This is a genomic window from Corynebacterium sp. USCH3, assembly GCF_037619475.1.
Taxonomy (GTDB): domain Bacteria; phylum Actinomycetota; class Actinomycetes; order Mycobacteriales; family Mycobacteriaceae; genus Corynebacterium.
Genome location: NZ_JAQPZT010000003.1, coordinates 241,173 through 258,932 on the forward strand (window position 1 = coordinate 241,173; position 17,760 = coordinate 258,932).

Annotated in this window: 13 protein-coding genes; 4 read left to right on the forward strand and 9 right to left on the reverse strand. The window is 69.5% G+C overall.

Translation table 11 applies throughout. The features are described 5' to 3' along the window. Positions 1-5: 5 nt before the first annotated feature. Complete coding sequence (locus PQI66_RS07330) at positions 6-1,247, forward strand: sucrase ferredoxin (RefSeq protein WP_339997134.1); 1,242 nt, start codon at positions 6-8, stop codon at positions 1,245-1,247. Here the strand turns inward: PQI66_RS07330 and PQI66_RS07335 are convergent. The 5 genes from PQI66_RS07335 to PQI66_RS07355 form a co-directional block, all read right to left on the reverse strand. Beyond that, positions 1,231-1,905: an AMIN-like domain-containing (lipo)protein gene (locus PQI66_RS07335; protein WP_339997136.1), complete on the reverse strand. Its 675-nt coding sequence runs from the start codon at positions 1,903-1,905 to the stop codon at positions 1,231-1,233. The two genes, PQI66_RS07330 and PQI66_RS07335, sit on opposite strands and share 17 nt — an antisense overlap. Before the next feature lie 75 nt (positions 1,906-1,980). Continuing rightward, positions 1,981-2,679, reverse strand: a complete 699-nt coding sequence (locus PQI66_RS07340; RefSeq protein WP_339997137.1) for a methionine ABC transporter permease — start codon at positions 2,677-2,679, stop codon at positions 1,981-1,983. Further along, positions 2,676-3,719 carry a methionine ABC transporter ATP-binding protein gene (locus PQI66_RS07345; RefSeq protein WP_339997139.1) on the reverse strand — a complete coding sequence of 348 codons (1,044 nt, stop codon included), beginning with the start codon at positions 3,717-3,719 and terminating at the stop codon, positions 2,676-2,678. Before PQI66_RS07345 ends, PQI66_RS07340 begins: the two co-directional genes overlap by 4 nt. Continuing rightward, positions 3,712-4,629 carry a MetQ/NlpA family ABC transporter substrate-binding protein gene (locus PQI66_RS07350; RefSeq protein ID WP_339997140.1) on the reverse strand — a complete coding sequence of 306 codons (918 nt, stop codon included), beginning with the start codon at positions 4,627-4,629 and terminating at the stop codon, positions 3,712-3,714. The genes PQI66_RS07345 and PQI66_RS07350 overlap by 8 nt, the downstream gene beginning before the upstream one ends. A gap of 79 nt (positions 4,630-4,708) precedes the next feature. Continuing rightward, a complete protein-coding gene (locus tag PQI66_RS07355) occupies positions 4,709-5,293 on the reverse strand; it encodes a helix-turn-helix domain-containing protein (RefSeq protein ID WP_339997141.1) in 585 nt (194 codons plus the stop codon). 56 nt (positions 5,294-5,349) lie between these two features. Here PQI66_RS07355 and PQI66_RS07360 point away from each other — a divergent pair, with 56 nt between their 5' ends. Beyond that, positions 5,350-8,544 carry an error-prone DNA polymerase gene (locus PQI66_RS07360; RefSeq protein ID WP_339997145.1) on the forward strand — a complete coding sequence of 1,065 codons (3,195 nt, stop codon included), beginning with the start codon at positions 5,350-5,352 and terminating at the stop codon, positions 8,542-8,544. 3 nt (positions 8,545-8,547) lie between these two features. Here the strand turns inward: PQI66_RS07360 and PQI66_RS07365 are convergent, their stop codons facing one another. Both PQI66_RS07365 and PQI66_RS07370 read right to left on the reverse strand, forming a co-directional pair. Further along, the gene (locus tag PQI66_RS07365; RefSeq protein ID WP_339997146.1) at positions 8,548-9,513 is read right to left on the reverse strand and encodes a MinD/ParA family ATP-binding protein; all 966 of its coding nucleotides are present in this window, start codon (positions 9,511-9,513) and stop codon (positions 8,548-8,550) included. A 219-nt stretch (positions 9,514-9,732) separates the two neighbouring features. Next, the gene (locus tag PQI66_RS07370; RefSeq protein ID WP_339997147.1) at positions 9,733-11,094 is read right to left on the reverse strand and encodes a lipase family protein; all 1,362 of its coding nucleotides are present in this window, start codon (positions 11,092-11,094) and stop codon (positions 9,733-9,735) included. Positions 11,095-11,335: 241 nt separating this feature from the next. Here PQI66_RS07370 and PQI66_RS07375 point away from each other — a divergent pair, with 241 nt between their 5' ends. Next, positions 11,336-12,406: an alpha/beta hydrolase family esterase gene (locus PQI66_RS07375; protein WP_339997148.1), complete on the forward strand. Its 1,071-nt coding sequence runs from the start codon at positions 11,336-11,338 to the stop codon at positions 12,404-12,406. A 4-nt stretch (positions 12,407-12,410) separates the two neighbouring features. Here PQI66_RS07375 and PQI66_RS07380 read toward each other — a convergent pair whose 3' ends face one another. Together PQI66_RS07380 and PQI66_RS07385 are read right to left on the reverse strand one after the other, a co-directional pair. Beyond that, positions 12,411-13,775 (reverse strand): C1 family peptidase, encoded by a 1,365-nt coding sequence (locus tag PQI66_RS07380; protein ID WP_339997150.1) that lies wholly within the window; start codon positions 13,773-13,775, stop codon positions 12,411-12,413. Beyond that, the gene (locus tag PQI66_RS07385; protein ID WP_339997153.1) at positions 13,775-15,172 is read right to left on the reverse strand and encodes a C1 family peptidase; all 1,398 of its coding nucleotides are present in this window, start codon (positions 15,170-15,172) and stop codon (positions 13,775-13,777) included. The genes PQI66_RS07380 and PQI66_RS07385 overlap by 1 nt, the downstream gene beginning before the upstream one ends. Positions 15,173-15,205: 33 nt before the next feature. Between PQI66_RS07385 and PQI66_RS07390 the strand changes: the two genes are divergently transcribed. Further along, entirely contained in the window at positions 15,206-17,752 is a 2,547-nt protein-coding gene (locus PQI66_RS07390) for a carboxylate--amine ligase/circularly permuted type 2 ATP-grasp protein (RefSeq protein WP_339997154.1), read from the forward strand. Positions 17,753-17,760 lie beyond the last annotated feature (8 nt).

Consider the following 17,760-nt stretch of genomic DNA (forward strand, 5'->3'; position numbering starts at 1 on the left):
GTGTCATGCCCACCACACGGAACCCCCGGTCGGGACTGTGTTCCGACATCACCCGGGAGCCTCTGCCCGGAACAGCGAAGACGGGACGGCTGATCGTCGCCGTCGAGTACCCGCAGGGGTGGGGGAAAGACATCCTGGACGGGGAGGCGTTGGGGAAGGACCTCGCGGGCCAGGTGAAACGCTGGCTCAAGAAGTACCGTGCGCAACTGCAGTTCATCCGACGCCCCGGCCGTGCCGGGCAGGGCGCTGCGGGGCAGGACGGTGCCGCCGTCGCCTTCATCGCCGATGCGGCCGCCACCCCACCGACCCTCGAACGTCTGGAACTGTCCGGTGGGGTGAAGGGGCTGCTGGACGTGGACCTGTCGACACCGGGGTCGGTGCCCGGTGCCACCCGGGTGGACCACCCCCTGTTGCTCGTCTGCACCCACGGCAAGCGCGACACCTGCTGTGCGGTGAAGGGGCGCCCCATGGCTGCGGCGCTCGCCGACCGTCACGGCGGGGAGACCGGTGAGAACGTCTGGGAGTCCTCGCACACCAAGGGACACCGGTTCGCCCCGTCGATGATCCTGCTGCCCCACAACTACTCCTTCGGGGACCTGGACGTGCCCGCTGCCTCGGCGATGATGGAGACCGTCGGGAGGGGGCGGGTACCGGTCGAGGGCAACCGGGGGAGGGGGACCTTCGACTCCCACGGACAGGTCGCCGAACTCGCCGTGGCGCGGCTGCTCACCACGCAGGGTGAGCCACCGGCGTTCGGTGAGCTGACTGTGGAGAAGTACGGGGAGAAGTACGGGGAGAAGTACGGGGAGAAGGACGCGGCACCGGAGATCGGCAGCTCCCGCAGTGAGGCCTACGCCGCCGTCTCCGAGGCGGTGGACCCGGAGCTGCGGCGGCGGGCGGGGGAACTGATCACCGAACGTATCGAGATGAAGGCCACGGGACGCTACCCGGAGCTCAAGGAGCTGTACCGCAGCGGGCACTTCCAGCCGGTCCGCGACTACGAACGTGCGGTGAAGGACGCGGCGGCGGCCCAGGGGCTCGGCAAGAAACACGACAGGAAAGACAGGAAGGACAAGCATGCGCGACGTAGCCCCGTGGTCCGGGTCCGCCGGGGAGGGGAGTCCTGGCTGGTGACCCTGGAGTCACAGACCTGCCACCCGGTCGTCTCGTCCTGCGGTGACCGTCCGAAGGACGGGAGATCCTGGGTCGCGGTGGAGGTACGCCGGGAGGTCAGCCCGGCCGGATGACGTCCACCACGATGCGCGTCGGCGAGTCCAGCAGGGTGACGTTGTAGGTGGGGGCGGCGCCGTCGAGTCCGATGACGATGCGCTGGGTCCCCTCGAACACGTTCTGGACGTCGACGGACCGCACGACCCCCTCAGCGGTGTCGTGGACCGGGGTGGGGTCCTCGGCAGAGTCGGACGGCAGCTCCACACCACGGACGTCGATCACCAGGGCGGTGTCCCCCTCGTAGCTGAGCGGGAGACCGGAGCCGTCGGCTGTGGGGTCGTCGTCGGTGGAGACGAACCACCCGGGCGCTCCGTCCCCGCTGAGCTCGACGACGATCCGGTCGAAGGCCTCGTAGCTGCCCGTCCGGACCTCGGAGACGGTCATCCTGGTCTCGTCCGCGGGGAGGACGTCCAGCGGCTGTGACCCGGTCAACGGGCCGGACTCGCTGGACGCCCGGGGGACCGGGGAACCGAGTTCCGCCCCGGGGGCGTCGAACTCGGCGGTGTCGGGGGCGGTGCCGGTGGCGGCGCTGACCGCTGTGACGTCTTCGGCGCGGGGGGCCCGGTCGGCGTCGGAACACGCCACCAGTGACACGCAGAGACACCCGCCGACCAGGGCGGTGCCGACGGTGGCGGCGCGGCGTCTGGTCCGGCGGGTGTCTGCGGGTGTACTCACGACGTCAGAGACTACAGGGAGCCCCAGTGAAAATCACCGCTTATGGCAGAGACTTCACGGATTGTGACCGGATTGTTACCGGCGCATGATCCTGCGCGCCAGCCAGTTACCGAACAGCTGCGCGGCCTGCACGATCACGATGATGGTGATCAGGGCGACGTAGGTGACGTTGTTGTCGAAGGCGCGGTAGCCGTACTGGATCGCGAAGTCGCCCAACCCGCCGGCGCCGATGTAGCCGGCCATGGCGGACATATCGATGATGGCGATGAACATGAACGTCGCACCCAGGATCAACGGGCCGAGGGCCTCCGGGATGATGACCGTGAAGATGATCCGGAGTGGACCGGCCCCCATCGACCGGGCGGCCTCGATGACACCGGGGTCGATGGACACGAGGTTCTGCTCCACGATGCGGGCGGCACCGAAGGAGGCGGCGATGATGATCGCGAAGGTCGCGGCGTTGATGCCCAGGATCGACCCCGTCACGATCTTCGTCAACGGTCCCAGGGCCGTGATCAGGATGATGAACGGGATCGGCCGGACCACGTTGACCAGGACGTTGAGTACCCAGAAGACCGGACGGTTGGCCAGTACCCCGCCGCCGCGGGTGGTGTACAGCAGGATACCGAGAACCAGTCCGACGAGACCGCCGATGACCAGGCCCCAGATCGCCATGTAGAGCGTCTCGACGATGGCGTCCTGGTAGATGGGGGTCAGGAACTCCCAGTTGGTGTCCTTGGCGAGGAGGAGGGTGTCTGCGCTGGTGGAGCTCATCGGATCTCCTCGATCTCGGTCGTGGCGGACAGGGTGCGGTAGAACGTCTCGACGGCGTCCTCACCCTCGGAGGTGGTGGCGGTCATGCGCACCGTGAGTCGGCCGAAGGAGTGGTTCTGCAGTGTGGTCACACCGCCGTGGACGATGTTCACGCTGACGTCGGCGCGCTCCACCTCGGAGATCGCGTGGAAGAACCCCGCGCCCTCCTTCATGGTCACGGTGAACAGGCGCCCGTTCTGGTTCTGCAGCGCCTCGGACTCCACCATGTCGGGGGTGTTGCGCAGGGAGGTGGCCACGAAGTTCGCCGCGGTGTCGGTCTGCGGTCGGGAGAAGACCTCGTACACCGACCCCTGCTCGACCACGTGCCCGTTCTCCATGACGACCACCCGGTCGCCGATGGTGCGCACGACCTCCATCTCGTGGGTGATGACCACGATGGTGATGCCGAGGTCCTCGTTGACCTTGCGCAGGAGTTCCAGGACCTCGCGGGTGGTGGTGGGGTCCAGTGCGGACGTCGCCTCGTCGGCCAGCAGCAGGGACGGGTTGGTCGCCAGTGCGCGGGCGATCCCCACACGCTGCTTCTGGCCGCCGGACAGCTGCTCGGGGTAGGAGCGGCCCTTGTCGGAGAGTCCGACGAAGTCGAGCAGCTCCGTCACCCGTGCCTCACGGTCGGCCTTGCCCATGCCCTGCAGCTTCAGCGGGTAGGCGATGTTGGCGGCGACGGTGCGCGAGCTCAGCAGGTTGAACTGCTGGAAGATCATGCCGATGTTGCGGCGGATCCCGCGCAGTTCCCGTTCGCTGAGCGGGACGATGTCCTGCCCGTCGAGCAGGACCTGGCCGCTGGTGGGCTTGTCCAGTCCGTTGATCTGGCGGACCAGCGTGGACTTGCCGGCACCGGAGTAGCCGATGATGCCCACGATCGATCCGGACGGGACGGTGATCGACACGTCCTCCAGGGCGGTGACGGACTTCTTCCCCTGGGTGAAGACCTTTCCGACGTTGCGGAACTCGACGGCGGTGCCGCTGGTTCCACTACTCATCCGAGCCCTCCGTGTCGTCCGGGTCACCCTGCTCGCGGATCTGGTCCTCGGTGGTGGAGAGGATCTCCTCGAGTTCCTCGGGGGTGAACTCAGCCTTGACCGCGCTTCCGCCGGTGTCGTTGGCGACGGCCTCCTGGACCTCGTCGGAGTGCCAGATCTCGACGAGCTTCTGGAAGTCCTCGTTGTCCTTGTTCTCCTGGGTGGTCACCCAGACGTTGATGTACGGCTGGGCGGCAGGATCGTCCGGGTCGTCCTTGTAGACGGCGTCGTCGGCGGTGACGTCCGCGTTGGCGAGGTAGTTGTTGTTGATGACCGACGGGGTGCCGTCGTTGTAGGCGACGGCGGTCTGGGCCGCCTCGACCGGGGTGACCGTGACGTCGGACTCGTCGGCGACGATGTCGGTGGGCCCCGGGGTCAGCAGGTTGTCGTCCCGCAGGGTGACGAGGCCCGCTGCGGCGAGGACCTTGATGGCGCGGCCCTGGTTGGTGGTGTCGTTGGGGATCACGACTTCCCCTGCTTCGGCGATCTCCTCGACGGTGCTGGCGTCCTTGGCGTAGACGCCCATCGGGAAGGTCTGGGAGGAACCGAAGGGGACGAGGTCGTCGTCGGCGTTCACGTTGTACTGGGCGAGGTAGAGGATGTGCTGGAACTGGTTGACGTCCAGCTCACCCTCCGACAGGGCGGGGTTCTGCCGGTTGTAGTCGGTGATCGACTCGATCTCGACGGAGAGGCCCTCCTCCTCGGCCTTCTCCTGGAACACCTGCCACTGGCTTTCATTGGCTTCGGTGGAGCCGATGCGGATGGTGTCTCCGTCGCCGTCGCTGCCGTCGCTCATGCAGGCGGTCAGGCCGGCGGCGGAGACAGCGGCGACGGCGCCGACGACGGCAGCCTTCTTCAGACGCGTGATCAAGGGGTCCTCCTGGGACGTCATGGGAGTAGCGGGGTTTCGCGCAATGGTAGTAGTAGTACAGGAGGATGAACCGCTCTGTCTAGTTGGTTTTCGGTGTCAGGTGCACCTTCTCCCCGCCGGGACTGCTGAGGCCGAGATACTCCACGGCGGTCTCCCCGCCGGCGCCGAACCAGTGGGGGACCGTGCACTCGAACTCGGCGACCTCCCCGGGGTTGATCAGGTACTCCCGCCCGTCGAGGACCAGGCGCAGTGTCCCCGCCAGGACGAACACCCACTCCCGTCCCGGATGACTGTGCTGCCGCGGTGCCGTGTCCGGACGGCGGTCGGCCGCGACGCCGGGGATCACGTGTTTGAATGCGGTGACGCCCTCGTCGCCGCCGAGGCGCAGGTGCACCGCACCGCCGCGGTAGAGCGGCCGGATGTCGATCCTGGGGTCGCCGGTCTGTGGGGCGCCGACCAGGTCGTCGAGTGCGACACGGTACAGCCGGGCCAGCGGCATGAGCAGTTCCAGGGTGGGACGACGTCCACCGTTCTCCAGTCGTGACAGGGTGCTCCGGGAGATGCCGGTCGCCTCGGCGGCGTCGGCGAGGGTCATCGAGAGCTGCTGGCGTGTGGCGCGCAGCCGGGCGCCGACCTGGTCGAGATCCTCTGCCGTGCTGTCCATGCCTACAGAGTCTGCCACGGTGCGCCGTGTCCGGCACCTGCGCTAGTATCGAACATGTGTTCAGTAACGGGAAAGCGCTCAGCTGGTCGCGCCTGGAACGTATCCTCTCCGGGATCGACGTGGGCCCGCTGCGGATCGTCGGGGAGGGACGCGGGCCGGACGCTGCGGCCACTATGGCCACCGCGCCGGAGGCCGGTGCCACGGTCCCTTTCGCCGAGCTCCACGCCGCCGGATCCTACAACTTCCTCCACGGTGCCGGCGACCCCGACGAGTACGTCGCCGCCGCCGTCGGTCTCGGCCTCACCGCCCTCGCCGTGGTGGACCGGGACGGGCTCTACGGGGCGGCCCGCCTGGCCACCGCCGCCGCAGAGGTCGCCTTGCCGACGGTCTTCGGCGCCGAACTCTCCGTCTTCGGCACGGATGCGGCACCGTTGACCGTCCTGTGCCGGGGGCAGGACGGCTACCGTCGGCTCTCCCGTGCCGTCACCGGTGCACGCATGGCCCGCCGGGACAAGGACGCGGCCGACTACCCGTCGTTGCCGGAGCTCGCGGACGCTGCCGGGGGACACTGGTACGTCCTGATCGACCACCACCACCTGCACCGGGCGCAGGAGGTGCTCGCCGCTTTCGGTACGGACACCTGCCTGGTGGAACTGGCGCAGACCGGGAGCCCGGCCGAGGTCGACCGGAACCAGGCCCTGCACGACCTCGCCCGGGACCACGGGCTCACCGAGATCGTCTCCACCGCCGCCACCTGCGCCACCCCGTCCCAGGCACGCCTCGCCGGGGCGAAGGCGGCGTTGCACGGCCGGGAGGACGTGCAGACCGCCATGCCGCGCACCCACCCGCTGGGTGGCTCCTGGCTGCGCTCGGGCGAGGAGATGGTGGCGTTGGCCGGTGACTGCGACTGGCTCACCGACGCCGTCGCCACCAGTGTGCGCGTCGCCGGGGAATGTGCCTTCACCCTCAACCTCATCGCACCGCAACTGCCGCACTTCCCCGTGGGGGAGGGGCACACCGAGATGAGCTGGCTGCGGGTGTTGACGGACGAGGGCGCGGAGAAGCGCTACGGCACCCGGGACGAGAACCCGAAGGCCTGGGCGACGATCGAGCATGAACTGGGGATCATCGAGACCCTCGGTTTCCCCGGCTACTTCCTCATCGTCCACGAGATCGTCGACTTCTGTCACCGGAACGACATCTTCTGCCAGGGGCGGGGCTCGGCGGCGAACTCGGCGGTCTGCTTCGCCCTGGGCATCACCAACGTCGACGCCGTCGGGGCCGACCTGCTCTTCGAACGGTTCCTCTCCCCGGAACGGGACGGGCCGCCGGACATCGACCTCGACATCGAGTCCGGACGGAGGGAGGAGGCGATCCAGCACGTCTACGCACGCTACGGACGGGAGAACGCCGCCCAGGTCGCCAACGTCATCAGCTACCGGAGGAAGGGGGCGTTGCGTGACGCGGCCCGTGCCCTCGGGTACGACCCGGGACGTGTCGACGCATGGACCCGCCGGCTGGAGGACCCGCCGGAGCCGGTGACGGCCCTGGCGAATTCCCTGAAGGGACAGCCCCGCCACCTGGGCATCCACCCCGGGGGCATGGTCATCTGCGACCGGGCCATCGCCGACGTCGTCCCCACCGAATGGGCCCGCATGGACGACCGTTCCGTGCTGCAGTGGGACAAGGACGACTGCGAGGCCGTCGGCCTGGTGAAGTTCGACCTGCTCGGTCTCGGCATGCTCGAGGCGCTGCACCACATCGTCGACCTCATCGAGGAGACCACGGGTGACTGTATCGAGCTGTGGAAACTCCAGCCCACCGAGCCGGAGGTCTTCGCCATGCTGGCTCGTGCGGACGCCGTCGGTGTCTTCCAGGTCGAGTCCCGCGCCCAGCTCACCACCCTGCCGCGGCTGAAGCCCAGGGAGTTCTACGACCTGGTCGTCGAGGTTGCGCTGATCCGCCCGGGGCCGATCCAGGGTGGTTCCGTGCACCCCTACATCCGCCGACGTAACGGGGTGGAGGAGGTCACCTACGACCCTCCCGAGCTCGGGCACGTCCTGGAACCCGTCCTGGGGCGCACCTACGGTATCCCGCTGTTCCAGGAACAGCTGATGCAGATGGCCGTCGCCGTCGCCGGTTTCACCCCCGCCGAGGCCGACACGCTCCGGCGATCCATGGGGTCGAAACGCTCCCCGGAGAAGATGGAGCGGCTGCGCGAGCGGTTCATCGGCGGTGCCTGCGACCTACACGGCATCGACCGGTCGGCGGGTGAACGGCTCTGGCGCAAGGTCATCGCCTTCGCGTCCTACGGCTTCCCGGAGTCGCACGCGCAGTCCTTCGCCTCCCTGGTGTACTTCTCCGCCTGGTTCAAGTACCACTACCCGGCGGAGTTCTGTGTGGGGCTGCTGCGCGCCCAGCCGATGGGGTTCTACTCCCCGCAGTCCCTGGTCTCCGACGCCCGCCGGCACGGTGTCGGTGTCCGCCCGGTGGACGTCAACGCCTCGCGGGTCGAGGCCACCGTGGAGGACGGTGACATCCGGCTCGGCCTGGGGTCGGTGAAGGGGATCGGCGCAGAGTCGGCGGGGCGGGTCGTGACAGCGCGTACGGACCGCGGGGGACCCTTCACCGCGATCGCCGACCTCTCCCGGGAGGCCGGCCTCACCGTGGACGAGGTCTCCGCCCTGGCCCGGGCCGGAGCATGCGACAGCATGGGGCTCACCCGCAGGCAGGCACTGTGGGCGGCCGGGGTCGCCGCCACCGAGCGCGCCGGGATGCTGCCGGGGACGTCGACGGTCTCCACACCTGCCCTGCCGGGGATGAGCGCCTTCGAACTCGCCGCGGCGGACGTCGCAGCCACCGGTGTCACCTCGGACGGTCACCCCGTCCGCCTGCTGCGTGCGCGGTTGGACGCCTGGCCGGGGAACTTCCCGGTCGTCCCGGCGTCGGACCTGCTGTCGGTGGAGAACGGCCGACGCATCATCGTCGCCGGTGTGGTCACCCACCGGCAACGCCCCATGACCGCCGGCGGGGTGACCTTCCTGGGCATGGAGGACGAGACGGGGCTGGTCAACGTCATGGTCTCCCCGGGACTGTGGCAGGCCCGGCGGAAGGTCGCGACCACGGCACGCATGCTGATGGTCCGGGGTATCGCCCAGAACGCCGACGGGGCGGTGACCGTCACCGCCGACGCACTGGAGCCGCTGGAGACGGCGGACGCCCTGGCCACCGCCTCGCGGGACTTCCGGTGAGTGTCACACCGCCGCGTGCCGGTGCCAACTGCCGAAATCCTCGGCCACCGTCGCCGCCAACTCCCGGTACGCCTGGGACGTCGTCGGGGCCAACCGGTCCAGGTCGACCACGCCGCCCTCCGACAGGTGCCGGTCGAACGGGACACCACGCACAGCCCGGGTCCGCGCGGAGAAGTGCGAGGTCAATACCTCCGGGTCCACCGCCGCCTGCCCCGGGTGCGCCCCGGACACCACGACCACCGCATTGGCCACCAGGTCGCCGTGACCGTGGTGGTCGAGCCAGTCGAGGGTGGCCTCCGCTGATCTCGCCCCGTCCAATGCCGGCGAGGTGACCAGCACCAGCATGTGCGCCAGGTCCAGCACCCCTGTCATCGCCGAGTGCATCAGGCCGGTTCCGCAGTCGGTGAGGATGATGTTGTAGTGGTGCTGGAGGACGTCCACCGCCCGTCGGTAGTCAGATTCGCTGAACGCCTCGGAGACCGCCGGGTCGCGGTCGGAACCGATGACCTCCAGGCGGCTCGACGCCTGACTCGTACATGACCTGACCTGTGGGTAGCGGGATGCATCGGGGAGGTCCAGCAGGTCGCGCACCGTCGGGGCGGCGATGGTGGAGTCGTCCACGACCCGCCTCGCCAGTGTCCCGAGGTCGGGGTTGGCGTCCACGGCGATGACCCGGTCGCCGCGTAGCGAGGCGAACATGCCGCCGAGGGCGACGGTGGTCGTCGTCTTGCCCACCCCACCCTTGAGGCTGAGTACCGCGATCCGGTAGTCGCCGCGCAACGGGGTGCGGATGCGCTCCCGGAGCTCACGCTCGGCACTCTGACCTGTGGTCTCCCCCGGATTCACCCGACCACCGGACATTCGGTGGACCAGCCGTCGCCACCCGGACGGCGGTGCGGCCTCCACGGCGCCGACCATCGTCGACGCGTGGAGACCGGTGGTGTGAGCAGGTTGTGCTGGTGCGGTCATGAATGAGTTCCCCCTGTGTGTCGTGTGTCCCGGGGTCCCCTTCTGATGTCCCCGGCCCAGCGTCGAGCGTAGCCGGTCATGTCCGTGGACGTGGAAGGTTCTGCGGGATATCGCACCCCATAAGTGCATCAAACATACAAAAAGCCAGGTCAGATTCCCTTCATGAGGTGAAGGGGTGCGAAATCTGACCTGGCGGCGGCGGGGAGTGGCGAGCTGAACCTAGAACCGTCCGCAGTTGCTCGGCGCCGGTGCGTCGTTGAAGCGGTCGACCAGGTAGCTCAGCGCCGGACCGGCGTTGGTGAGCATCGGTACCGCGTGGTTGACCGCGGACTTCGGCAGGATCGACGGCAGGGGGTCGGTGGTGAACTGGACGGTCCCGCCGGCCTTGCAGTACCGGTCGGCGGTGTCACGGGCCTGCTGCCAGGGGATCGTGTCGTCGTTCCGGCCGTTGGTGATCATGATCGGTGCGTTGAGGTCGGTGTAGGCGGTGGCGAGCTTGTAGCGCTCCAGGACGGTGCGCAGCCGGTCGTCGTCGCGGGCGAGCTCCCCGAAGGACCGGCCGTCCTTCGTCATCGTGCGGGTGTCGCTCAGACCCCAGCGCACCACCGAGTCGCCGATGCAGCGGTCCTTCGTGTCCGCGAGGAACTGCTTGCCGCGGTCGTTGAAGTACTCGTCCTCCAGTGGTGCGAGCTCCGGGTGCCGTTCCAGGGCTCCGTTGAGGGCGTACCCGAGGACACCGGTGATGGCGTGCCGGTCGACGGCGTCGACGACCTCCAGCAGGTCGGCGGGCGGTGCGCCGGCGAACGTGCCCTTGACGTTGAGTTCGGGGGCGTAGGACGACGCCATCTCGGCGGCCGCAGCCGCCGAGCCGCCACCCTGGGAGTAGCCGAAGAAGCCCACGGGGGAGTCGGACGGCAGCCCGAGCTGTGACAGTCCGGCGCGGGCGGCGTCGAGGGTGGCCTGCCCCTGCTCCGGGTTGTTGACGTAGGTGTGCTGGCCGGGTGTGCCGAGGCCGATGAGGTCGACGACGACCACGTTCATGCCGAGTGCACTGGCGGCGGCGTGGAAGGGGTACTCGTAGTTGAGGTTGACGGCGGCGTTGCCGGCGTCGAACCCGAAGAGCTGGTAGGAGCTGCGGGACGGTGCGCAGATGTCGCCGGAACCGCGGGTGCCCGGGGCGTACACGAGTGTCGGTGCCTCGCCTTTGCCGTGCCAGGCGCCGGCCGCCTTCAGCACGACGCCGCTGGTGGCGACCCGGTCCCCGTCCTCGGTGGTGGAGGTGTACAGGATCTTCTCGGCACTGCCGGGGCCGTCTGTGCCGGCGAGGTCGAGCAGTTGCGGGGCGTCCTGGCTCCGGATGACCTCGCCAGGGTCTGCGGGCAGGGTCTCCGGCGGTTGGTAGAAGGGGTCGGTGTCCGCCGACGGGGAGCCGGCGGGCGGCGGCCAGGAGACGCCCGGCACGCCGAGGGAGCTCTGGGCGTCGGCGGTGCCGATGCCTGGGACGGCCGCCGTGACGGCGATGAGTGCTGCGGTGGAGAGTGTCGCGGCCCGGGTCAGGATCCGCCTCGTGAAGTACGTCATAGAAGGTGAGCTTATCGGCACCGACGGTCGGTGTTGTCGTGTTCAATACAATTGAACGAAAGAACACGGAAATACGAGGGTGACCTGCGCGGCACGGTTGATTCTGAGGCTTCTGACCAGTAGAAATGGGAGGGTGCAACAGTCCACTCCGCAAGAGCTCCGAGACCTTCCCCCGGTTCGGCGGACATCGGCCCCCGTCCCTGATCCGCTCCCGGACCAGACCGACGACATCGCGCCTGACATGCCCGACAGGCCGGGCCACCGGCCGCTGCGCCGACGGCTCGGCCGGTCGTTGGCCGTGCTCACGGCCACGGTGATGGTCGGGGCACTGGTGTGGGTGGGTCATTCTCCGGCGGGGGAGAACGCCGCCGCGCTCGAGGAGTACCGGGAGCAGACGGTCCGTGAGAACGCGGTCGCCGCCTCGGAGAGCATCGTGCCGACCGCGGCGGAGGCGGAACTCGGCACCGGCCCGAAGCTCGACGGCCCCGCTCCGGGACAGTCGAAGAAGATCTCGCTGCGCAGCGGAGACCGGACCCGGGAGGGCGTCCTGTCGGTGCCGGCGGGGTACGACCCGGAGAAGGCCTACCCGGTCGTGCTGACCTACCACGGTTACCGCGAGACCGCCCAGGGCTTCCACGACTACGCGGGGTTCGACGAGAAGCCGGCGATCACGGTGTCGATGCAGGGCATCGGGGATGCGTGGGAGGGTGCGCCGTACTCACGGACGAAGGACGGCGAGGACGTGCGCTTCACCCGCGACATGCTCGCCGCGTTGAACTCGACGTACAACGTCGACCGGTCCCGGATCTACGCGGCAGGGATGTCGAACGGTGGTGGCATGGTCGCCAAACTGGCCTGCCGTGAACCGCGCCTGTTCGCCGCGGTCGCCGCGGTCGCCGGCGCGTACTACAGCGGGACGCGCACCAACTGCGTGGAGGACGCCGGTCGTGCCCCGTCCTTCCTGGAGATCCACGGGACCGAGGACGAGACGATCAACTACGGGGGCGGGTCGCGTCACGGCGGGACCTACATGGCCGCCCGTGACCTGGTGGAGGACGTCGCCAGCCGGAACCACTGCCAGAGCACCCCGGTGACCACGGCCCTGGCCGGCGACGTCCGCCGTCAGCAGTGGCCGATGTGTTCCCCGGGGACGTCGGTGGTGCATCTGCGTGTCGGCGACGGCGGGCACACCTGGCCCGGCGACGCCTCCGGGAAGTCGGGCGCGGCGTCGGACTCCGCCGAGGCGACGTCCTACTCGCTGGACGCCACCACGGAGGTGTGGGCCTTCCTCTCCGGCCACCACCTCACGTAACCGCTCAACGCGCCAGGGCGCCCATCGGGTCCCAGGCAGGCAGGACGTGCGGCTCGGTGGAGAGCGCCGCATGGTACTGCCGCGGCAGCCGGTCGCGGTGCACGGCGATCTCGAAGACGTACTGGTCGAACCAGTTGTCGTTCATCGTCCAGAAGCCCTTCTCCGCGGCCTTGGGGCCCCAGGAGTTCTCCACACGCCAGCGCAGGGGACGCCCGGAGTCGTCGACGTCGACACCGGTGAACACCATGGCGTGGGTCATCTGGGACTCCCCGGTGAGCAGGCGCTGTTCTTTGGACAGGTCCAGGTCCACACCGTAGAAGCCCTCGTAGTCGTGCAGTCGGGCGTCCCACACCCCGCGGTCACGGTGCGACTGTGCGGCGGTGTCGCACCCGAACCACACGGGGTGGCCGTCCTGCAGCGACTCCAGGACCGCGGCCTTGATGACCTCGACCGGGGCGTTGAGGTAGGTCACCGGGGCGCCGCCGACGACGTTGCCGAGGTGCTCGACGGTGAACAGCTCACCCTTGGGCGAGGACGTGCGCGGGTCGTCGACGACGCAGACGTGGTCGCCCAGGTCGTCGGGCAGGTACTGCGCGGCGAACTCGAGGGGGGTCATCTCCCCGGCGCGGTGGAACTCGTCCTTCCTGTCTCGGTACTGCCAGACGAACCGCTCCGGCGGGGTGCCGAGGTGCACGGTGAGGATCCGGTGGACGTCGGCGAGGGTCCGCCGGTGTACGGCCGTGATCTCCGCACCGGAATCCGCGGCCCGCATCCGGGACGCCCCGGCGCGCAGGGTGGTCGACAGGTCCCGGTTCATCGCCCGGGTGTCGGAGGACGAGCGGGTCTCCGGCATCGCGTACTGCGGCACGGCACCGTACTTCTCGACCAGCGCGACGAACATGTTCCACTGGCCGCCGTCCTCCACCGGGTCGGCGAGCAGGTGCTGGACGGTGCGGTCGTCGATGTCACGGTCGACGAGTTCCGCCATGGCACCGAGGAAGTGGTTGGCTTTCTCCAGTTTGTCCCAGTAGTGCAGGTAGGTCTGGGAGAGTTCGAGGTCCTTGACGCCGGTGGTGTCGATGACACCGCCGGTGCCGCCGCGCAGGGCGTTGAGTCCGGCGAAGATCCAGCAGCGTCCGGACTTCTTCTGGTCGGCGACCGCCCAGGAGTCCAGTTTCACCGAGGTGGAGCTGTCGGTGGTGGCCAGGACGTCGCGGTCGAGGGTGACGGTCTCGACGTTGGTGGCGGTCGCGGCGTTGCGTGCCATACGGAAGGACGGGTCCCGGCGCAGGTCGTCGCCGAGGGCGGCGAGTCGTGCGGGGTCGAGTCCGGCGAGTCCGGTGTGAGTCAGGTCAGTAGCAGTCGTCATCAGGCCATCGCATCCCAGATCGGAAGGTCAGTGGTGTCGCCGCGGTCCAGGGCGGCGAGTGCGTCGTGCAGGTCGGTGACGTCCGTGAGCCGGTGCCGGGGGACGACCACCTGGAAGACGTTGTCGGCGAACCAGTTGTCGGCCATCGTGCCGTAGCCGCCGCCGGCGAGTTCGGTGTGCTGGGCGTGGCTCTTGGTGCCCCAGGAGTTCTCCACCCGCCACCGCAGACCGCCGGAGGGGGAGCGGTCGTAGCCGGTGAAGACCATGCCGTGGGTCAGGCGTGATTCGGCGGTGCCCATCTGCTCGGCCTTCGTGGTGGCGGAGTCGGTGCCGTAGAGGGCGTCGAGTTCGAGCAGGTCGGCGTCCCACACCCCGGAGGTGGCGACGAACTGCCGGTTGACGTCGCAGGCGAACCACACCGGCTCCCCGGCGTCGAGGCTGTCGAGCACCAGCTGGCGCAGCGTGTCGATGCCGGCGGTGACGTAGCTGAAGTCGGGCGTGCCCCACATGTTGTTCTCGTGGGTGATGCTGTACGCCCCGCCGTCGGGGTGACGGGGGTCGTGCACGACGCTGACGTAGCTGTCGAGACTGTCGAGGCTGTCGGTGCCGTCGGTCCCGGTGGGCAGCATCTCGGCGGCGAACTGCCGCGGGGTGTAGGTGCCTCCACGGTGGAAGCCGTTCTCGGAGTCACGGTACTGCCAGGTGAACTCCGTCGGCGGCAGGCCGAGGTGGATCGCGGTGACGCGGTGGGCGTCCGCCAGCGTCCCGTCGATGATCTCCTCGGTCACCTCCGGGTCCGCCCCGGCGAGGACGGCCTCGCGCAGCCGCAGCGCGCCACGGCGCAGGACGGTGCGTAGGCGTCCGTCGAGCTGGGGGGTGCGTCCGGAGGCGAAGGTCTCGGGCATGGCGTAGGACGGGACGACACCGTACTTCGCCACGAGGTTGGTGAAGTAGTTCCACTGCCCGCCGTCCGACGCGGCTCCCTGCAGCAGTGCGGCGACGGTGCGGTCGTCCAGGTCGGTGACACCGTCGCGGAAGAGCTGTTCCAGTGTCCGCAGGACATGGTTCGACTTCTCGACCTTGTCGTGGAACTGCAGGTAGGTGTGGGAGAACTCGAACTCCGTGACGCCGAGTTTCTCCGCGACCCGGTGACGGAAGACGTTGTAGGCGGCGAACATCCAGCACCGTCCCGACTGCTTCTGGTCACTGACCCCGAGAGAGTCGAGCTTCACCTCGGTGGTGGGGTCCAGGGCCACGACGGCATCGCGGTTGAGCGCGACGGCGTTGACGTCGGCCGCGGTCACGGCGTTGCGGGCGATCCGCAGTGCACGGTCCGTGGTGGCCGTGCCGTGGAACTCGGAGAGGAGGTCGGGCGGTATGGGGGGTGAAGTGCTCATGCACCCGTTATACCCCTCGGCTAGCGTGGCACCATGGGCACCACCGTGAGAGTGGAAGAGGACCTGCGCATCGTCGACCGGACGGTCCGTGCGCCCGTCCCTCACGCTGCGGAGACCGTGGCACGGTTGGGGGACGCGGAACGGTTCTCGGTGCGGGGTGGCCCGGACCGGCTGACCGCCCGGACGGCACCGCACGCGGACCTGGCCGGGGTGATGACGGAACTCCGACGCAACAGACGACTGGTCGCCCGGGCTGCCGGGGAGGCCGACGGGGACTGCACGCCGGTCGCGGACGGCGGACTCCGCGTCACCGTGAACGGTACTGACGGTGCCGGGGTCGCCGATGTCCTGGCGGTGTGCCGTGGGGTGTCCCGGCACCTGCCGGCCCTGCTGGCGCTCAGCGCGTCCTCACCGTTCGACGACGTGGGCGTGGACACCGGGTACGCCAGTTCCCGGTCGGTGCGGGGACCGCGGCGGCCGGCGTCGGGCGCCTACCCCGCGGCCACGACCATGGGGGACTACCGGCGGGACATCGAGTTCCTGCGGCGTACCGGTGTGACACCGGGGCCGGAGATGCTGGACTACGACGTCCGACCGGCGCCGGGCCCTCCCGGCGGCGTCGAGATCCGACTGTGCGACGCCTGCTCCTCGACGGCGACGGTCGGCGTGATCGTCGCACTGTGCCGCGCACTGGTCTGCCGGGAGGCGGCGCTGGTGCGCCAGGGCACACCGACCCCACCGCTGCAGGTCCTGCAGCAGCGCACCGCGACATGGCAGGCCGCACGGTCCGGGCTGGAGGGTGACCTGCTCGATCCGTCGGGCCTGGACCTGGTTCCGGCGGAGGACGTGGTCACCGCGGTGGTGGACCTGCTCGCCGACGAGCTCGGGGAGGATCTCCGGTGGGTCCGTGACACGCTCCGACGGTTGCTGCGCGCCGGGTCCGGGGCGTACCGGCAGCGCAGGGCGTTGCGCCGTCGGGGCCGCCGTGATGACGTCGTCGGACTGCTCGCCGCCGAAACCCTCGACACCGTCGGGCTGGAGGACGCCACCGCGAGCACGCCGCTGGGTCTCGCGGCCTACCAGCCCAGCATCGTCGACGACCTGGGAGGGGCGTTCTGGGACGAGGCCGTCGACGCCGACGGGTCGCCCCGTCCCGACGCGGCCCCGGCGTTGGCGACGTTGGTGGGTATCGGGGCACCACGCCTACGGTCGCGCCTGCAGGCCTCCGGGGAGGAGCTCACCGGCCGTGGCGTCACCTTCCGCGCCCGCGGCACCGACCGGCACCGGGCGTTCCCCGTCGACCCGGTACCGAGGATCATCCCGGGGTCGGTGTGGGACACCCTGTCGTCCGGGGTGGAACAGCGGATGCGGGCGCTCAACGCCTTCCTCGACGACATCTACGGTGACCGGGAGATCGTCCGCGCCGGGGTCATGGACCTGGCCACGCTGGAACGCGCGCCGGGGTTCCGCAGGGTGGGGCGTCATGCGCCGAGGGGGCGCGTCCGCAACCACATCAACGGCGCCGACCTGGTGTGTTCCGACGGTGGGCGGTGGCAGGTCCTCGAGGACAATGTGCGCATGCCCTCGGGCCTGACGTTCGCCCTGGCCGCCCGCGACGTGACCCGCCACCATTTCCCGGAGATGCTCGACGCCACCGAACGGGAGGTCGGCGAGGTCGTCGACCCGGCCGGGTCCCTGGAGACGATGTGCGCCACCCTGCGTGCGGCGGTCCCGCCGGGGGTGGACCCGGACCGGGCGCACGTCGTCGTGGCCTCGGCCGGGACCGGTGACAGCACCTTCGCGGAGCAGTCCCTGGTCGCCCGTGCGGGCGGATTCGCGGTGTGCACCACCGACCAACTGCTGGTCGACGCCGACGACGACGGGACGCCCACGCTGTGGGACCTCTCCTGTGCGCCTGGGGTACCTGGGCGGCGCCGGCGGATCGACGTGGTCTACATGCGGATGGAGGAGGAGATGTTCCTGTCCTCCACCGGTGCCGACGGGGCCGTCCTGCGCGGGCCGTTCCAGAAGGCCCTGGCCGCGGGCACGGTCGCCGTGGCGAACGCCCTGGGGAACGGGGTGGCCGACGACAAGGCGATCTACGCCCACGTCCCGGCGATGATCGACTTCTACCTAGGCGAACGTCCCCTCCTGGAGCAGGTCACGACGTACCTGTGCTCGGTACGCGAACAGCGCGACCATGTGCTCGACCGGCTCGCCGAGCTGGTGGTCAAGCCGATCGACGGGTACGGCGGGGCGGGGATCACCGTCGGCCCGGAATGCACCGGGGAACAGCTGGCGGTGCGGCGCCGGGAACTGCTGACCCACCCCGACCAGTTCATCGCCCAGGAGGTCGTGCGGTTGTCGACGCTGCCCGCCTTCGACGGCGACGGGATCCAGCGTCGGCATGTGGACCTGCGCATGTTCTCCCACCTGAGGCAGTCCGGAGGCCCGGGGTCGGTGGTGGAGGCGTTGACGGTGCCGGCGGGACTGACCCGTGTCGCGCCCGCCGGGTCGATGATCGTGAACTCCTCGCGGGGCGGCGGCGGAAAGGACACCTGGATCCTGCGGGGCAGGTAGGATCACGG

Excerpts from the sequence above, each read along its gene's own strand:
- PQI66_RS07355 (WP_339997141.1), bottom strand. The coding sequence starts at position 5,293 with ATGGACAGCACGGCAGAGGATCTCGACCAGGTCGGCGCCCGGCTGCGC.
- PQI66_RS07365 (WP_339997146.1), bottom strand. The coding sequence starts at position 9,513 with ATGACCGCACCAGCACAACCTGCTCACACCACCGGTCTCCACGCGTCG.
- PQI66_RS07340 (WP_339997137.1), bottom strand. The coding sequence starts at position 2,679 with ATGAGCTCCACCAGCGCAGACACCCTCCTCCTCGCCAAGGACACCAAC.
- PQI66_RS07380 (WP_339997150.1), bottom strand. The coding sequence starts at position 13,775 with ATGACGACTGCTACTGACCTGACTCACACCGGACTCGCCGGACTCGAC.
- PQI66_RS07330 (WP_339997134.1), top strand. The coding sequence starts at position 6 with ATGCCCACCACACGGAACCCCCGGTCGGGACTGTGTTCCGACATCACC.
- PQI66_RS07345 (WP_339997139.1), bottom strand. The coding sequence starts at position 3,719 with ATGAGTAGTGGAACCAGCGGCACCGCCGTCGAGTTCCGCAACGTCGGA.
- PQI66_RS07385 (WP_339997153.1), bottom strand. The coding sequence starts at position 15,172 with ATGAGCACTTCACCCCCCATACCGCCCGACCTCCTCTCCGAGTTCCAC.
- PQI66_RS07375 (WP_339997148.1), top strand. The coding sequence starts at position 11,336 with ATGCCCGACAGGCCGGGCCACCGGCCGCTGCGCCGACGGCTCGGCCGG.
- PQI66_RS07370 (WP_339997147.1), bottom strand. The coding sequence starts at position 11,094 with ATGACGTACTTCACGAGGCGGATCCTGACCCGGGCCGCGACACTCTCC.
- PQI66_RS07390 (WP_339997154.1), top strand. The coding sequence starts at position 15,206 with ATGGGCACCACCGTGAGAGTGGAAGAGGACCTGCGCATCGTCGACCGG.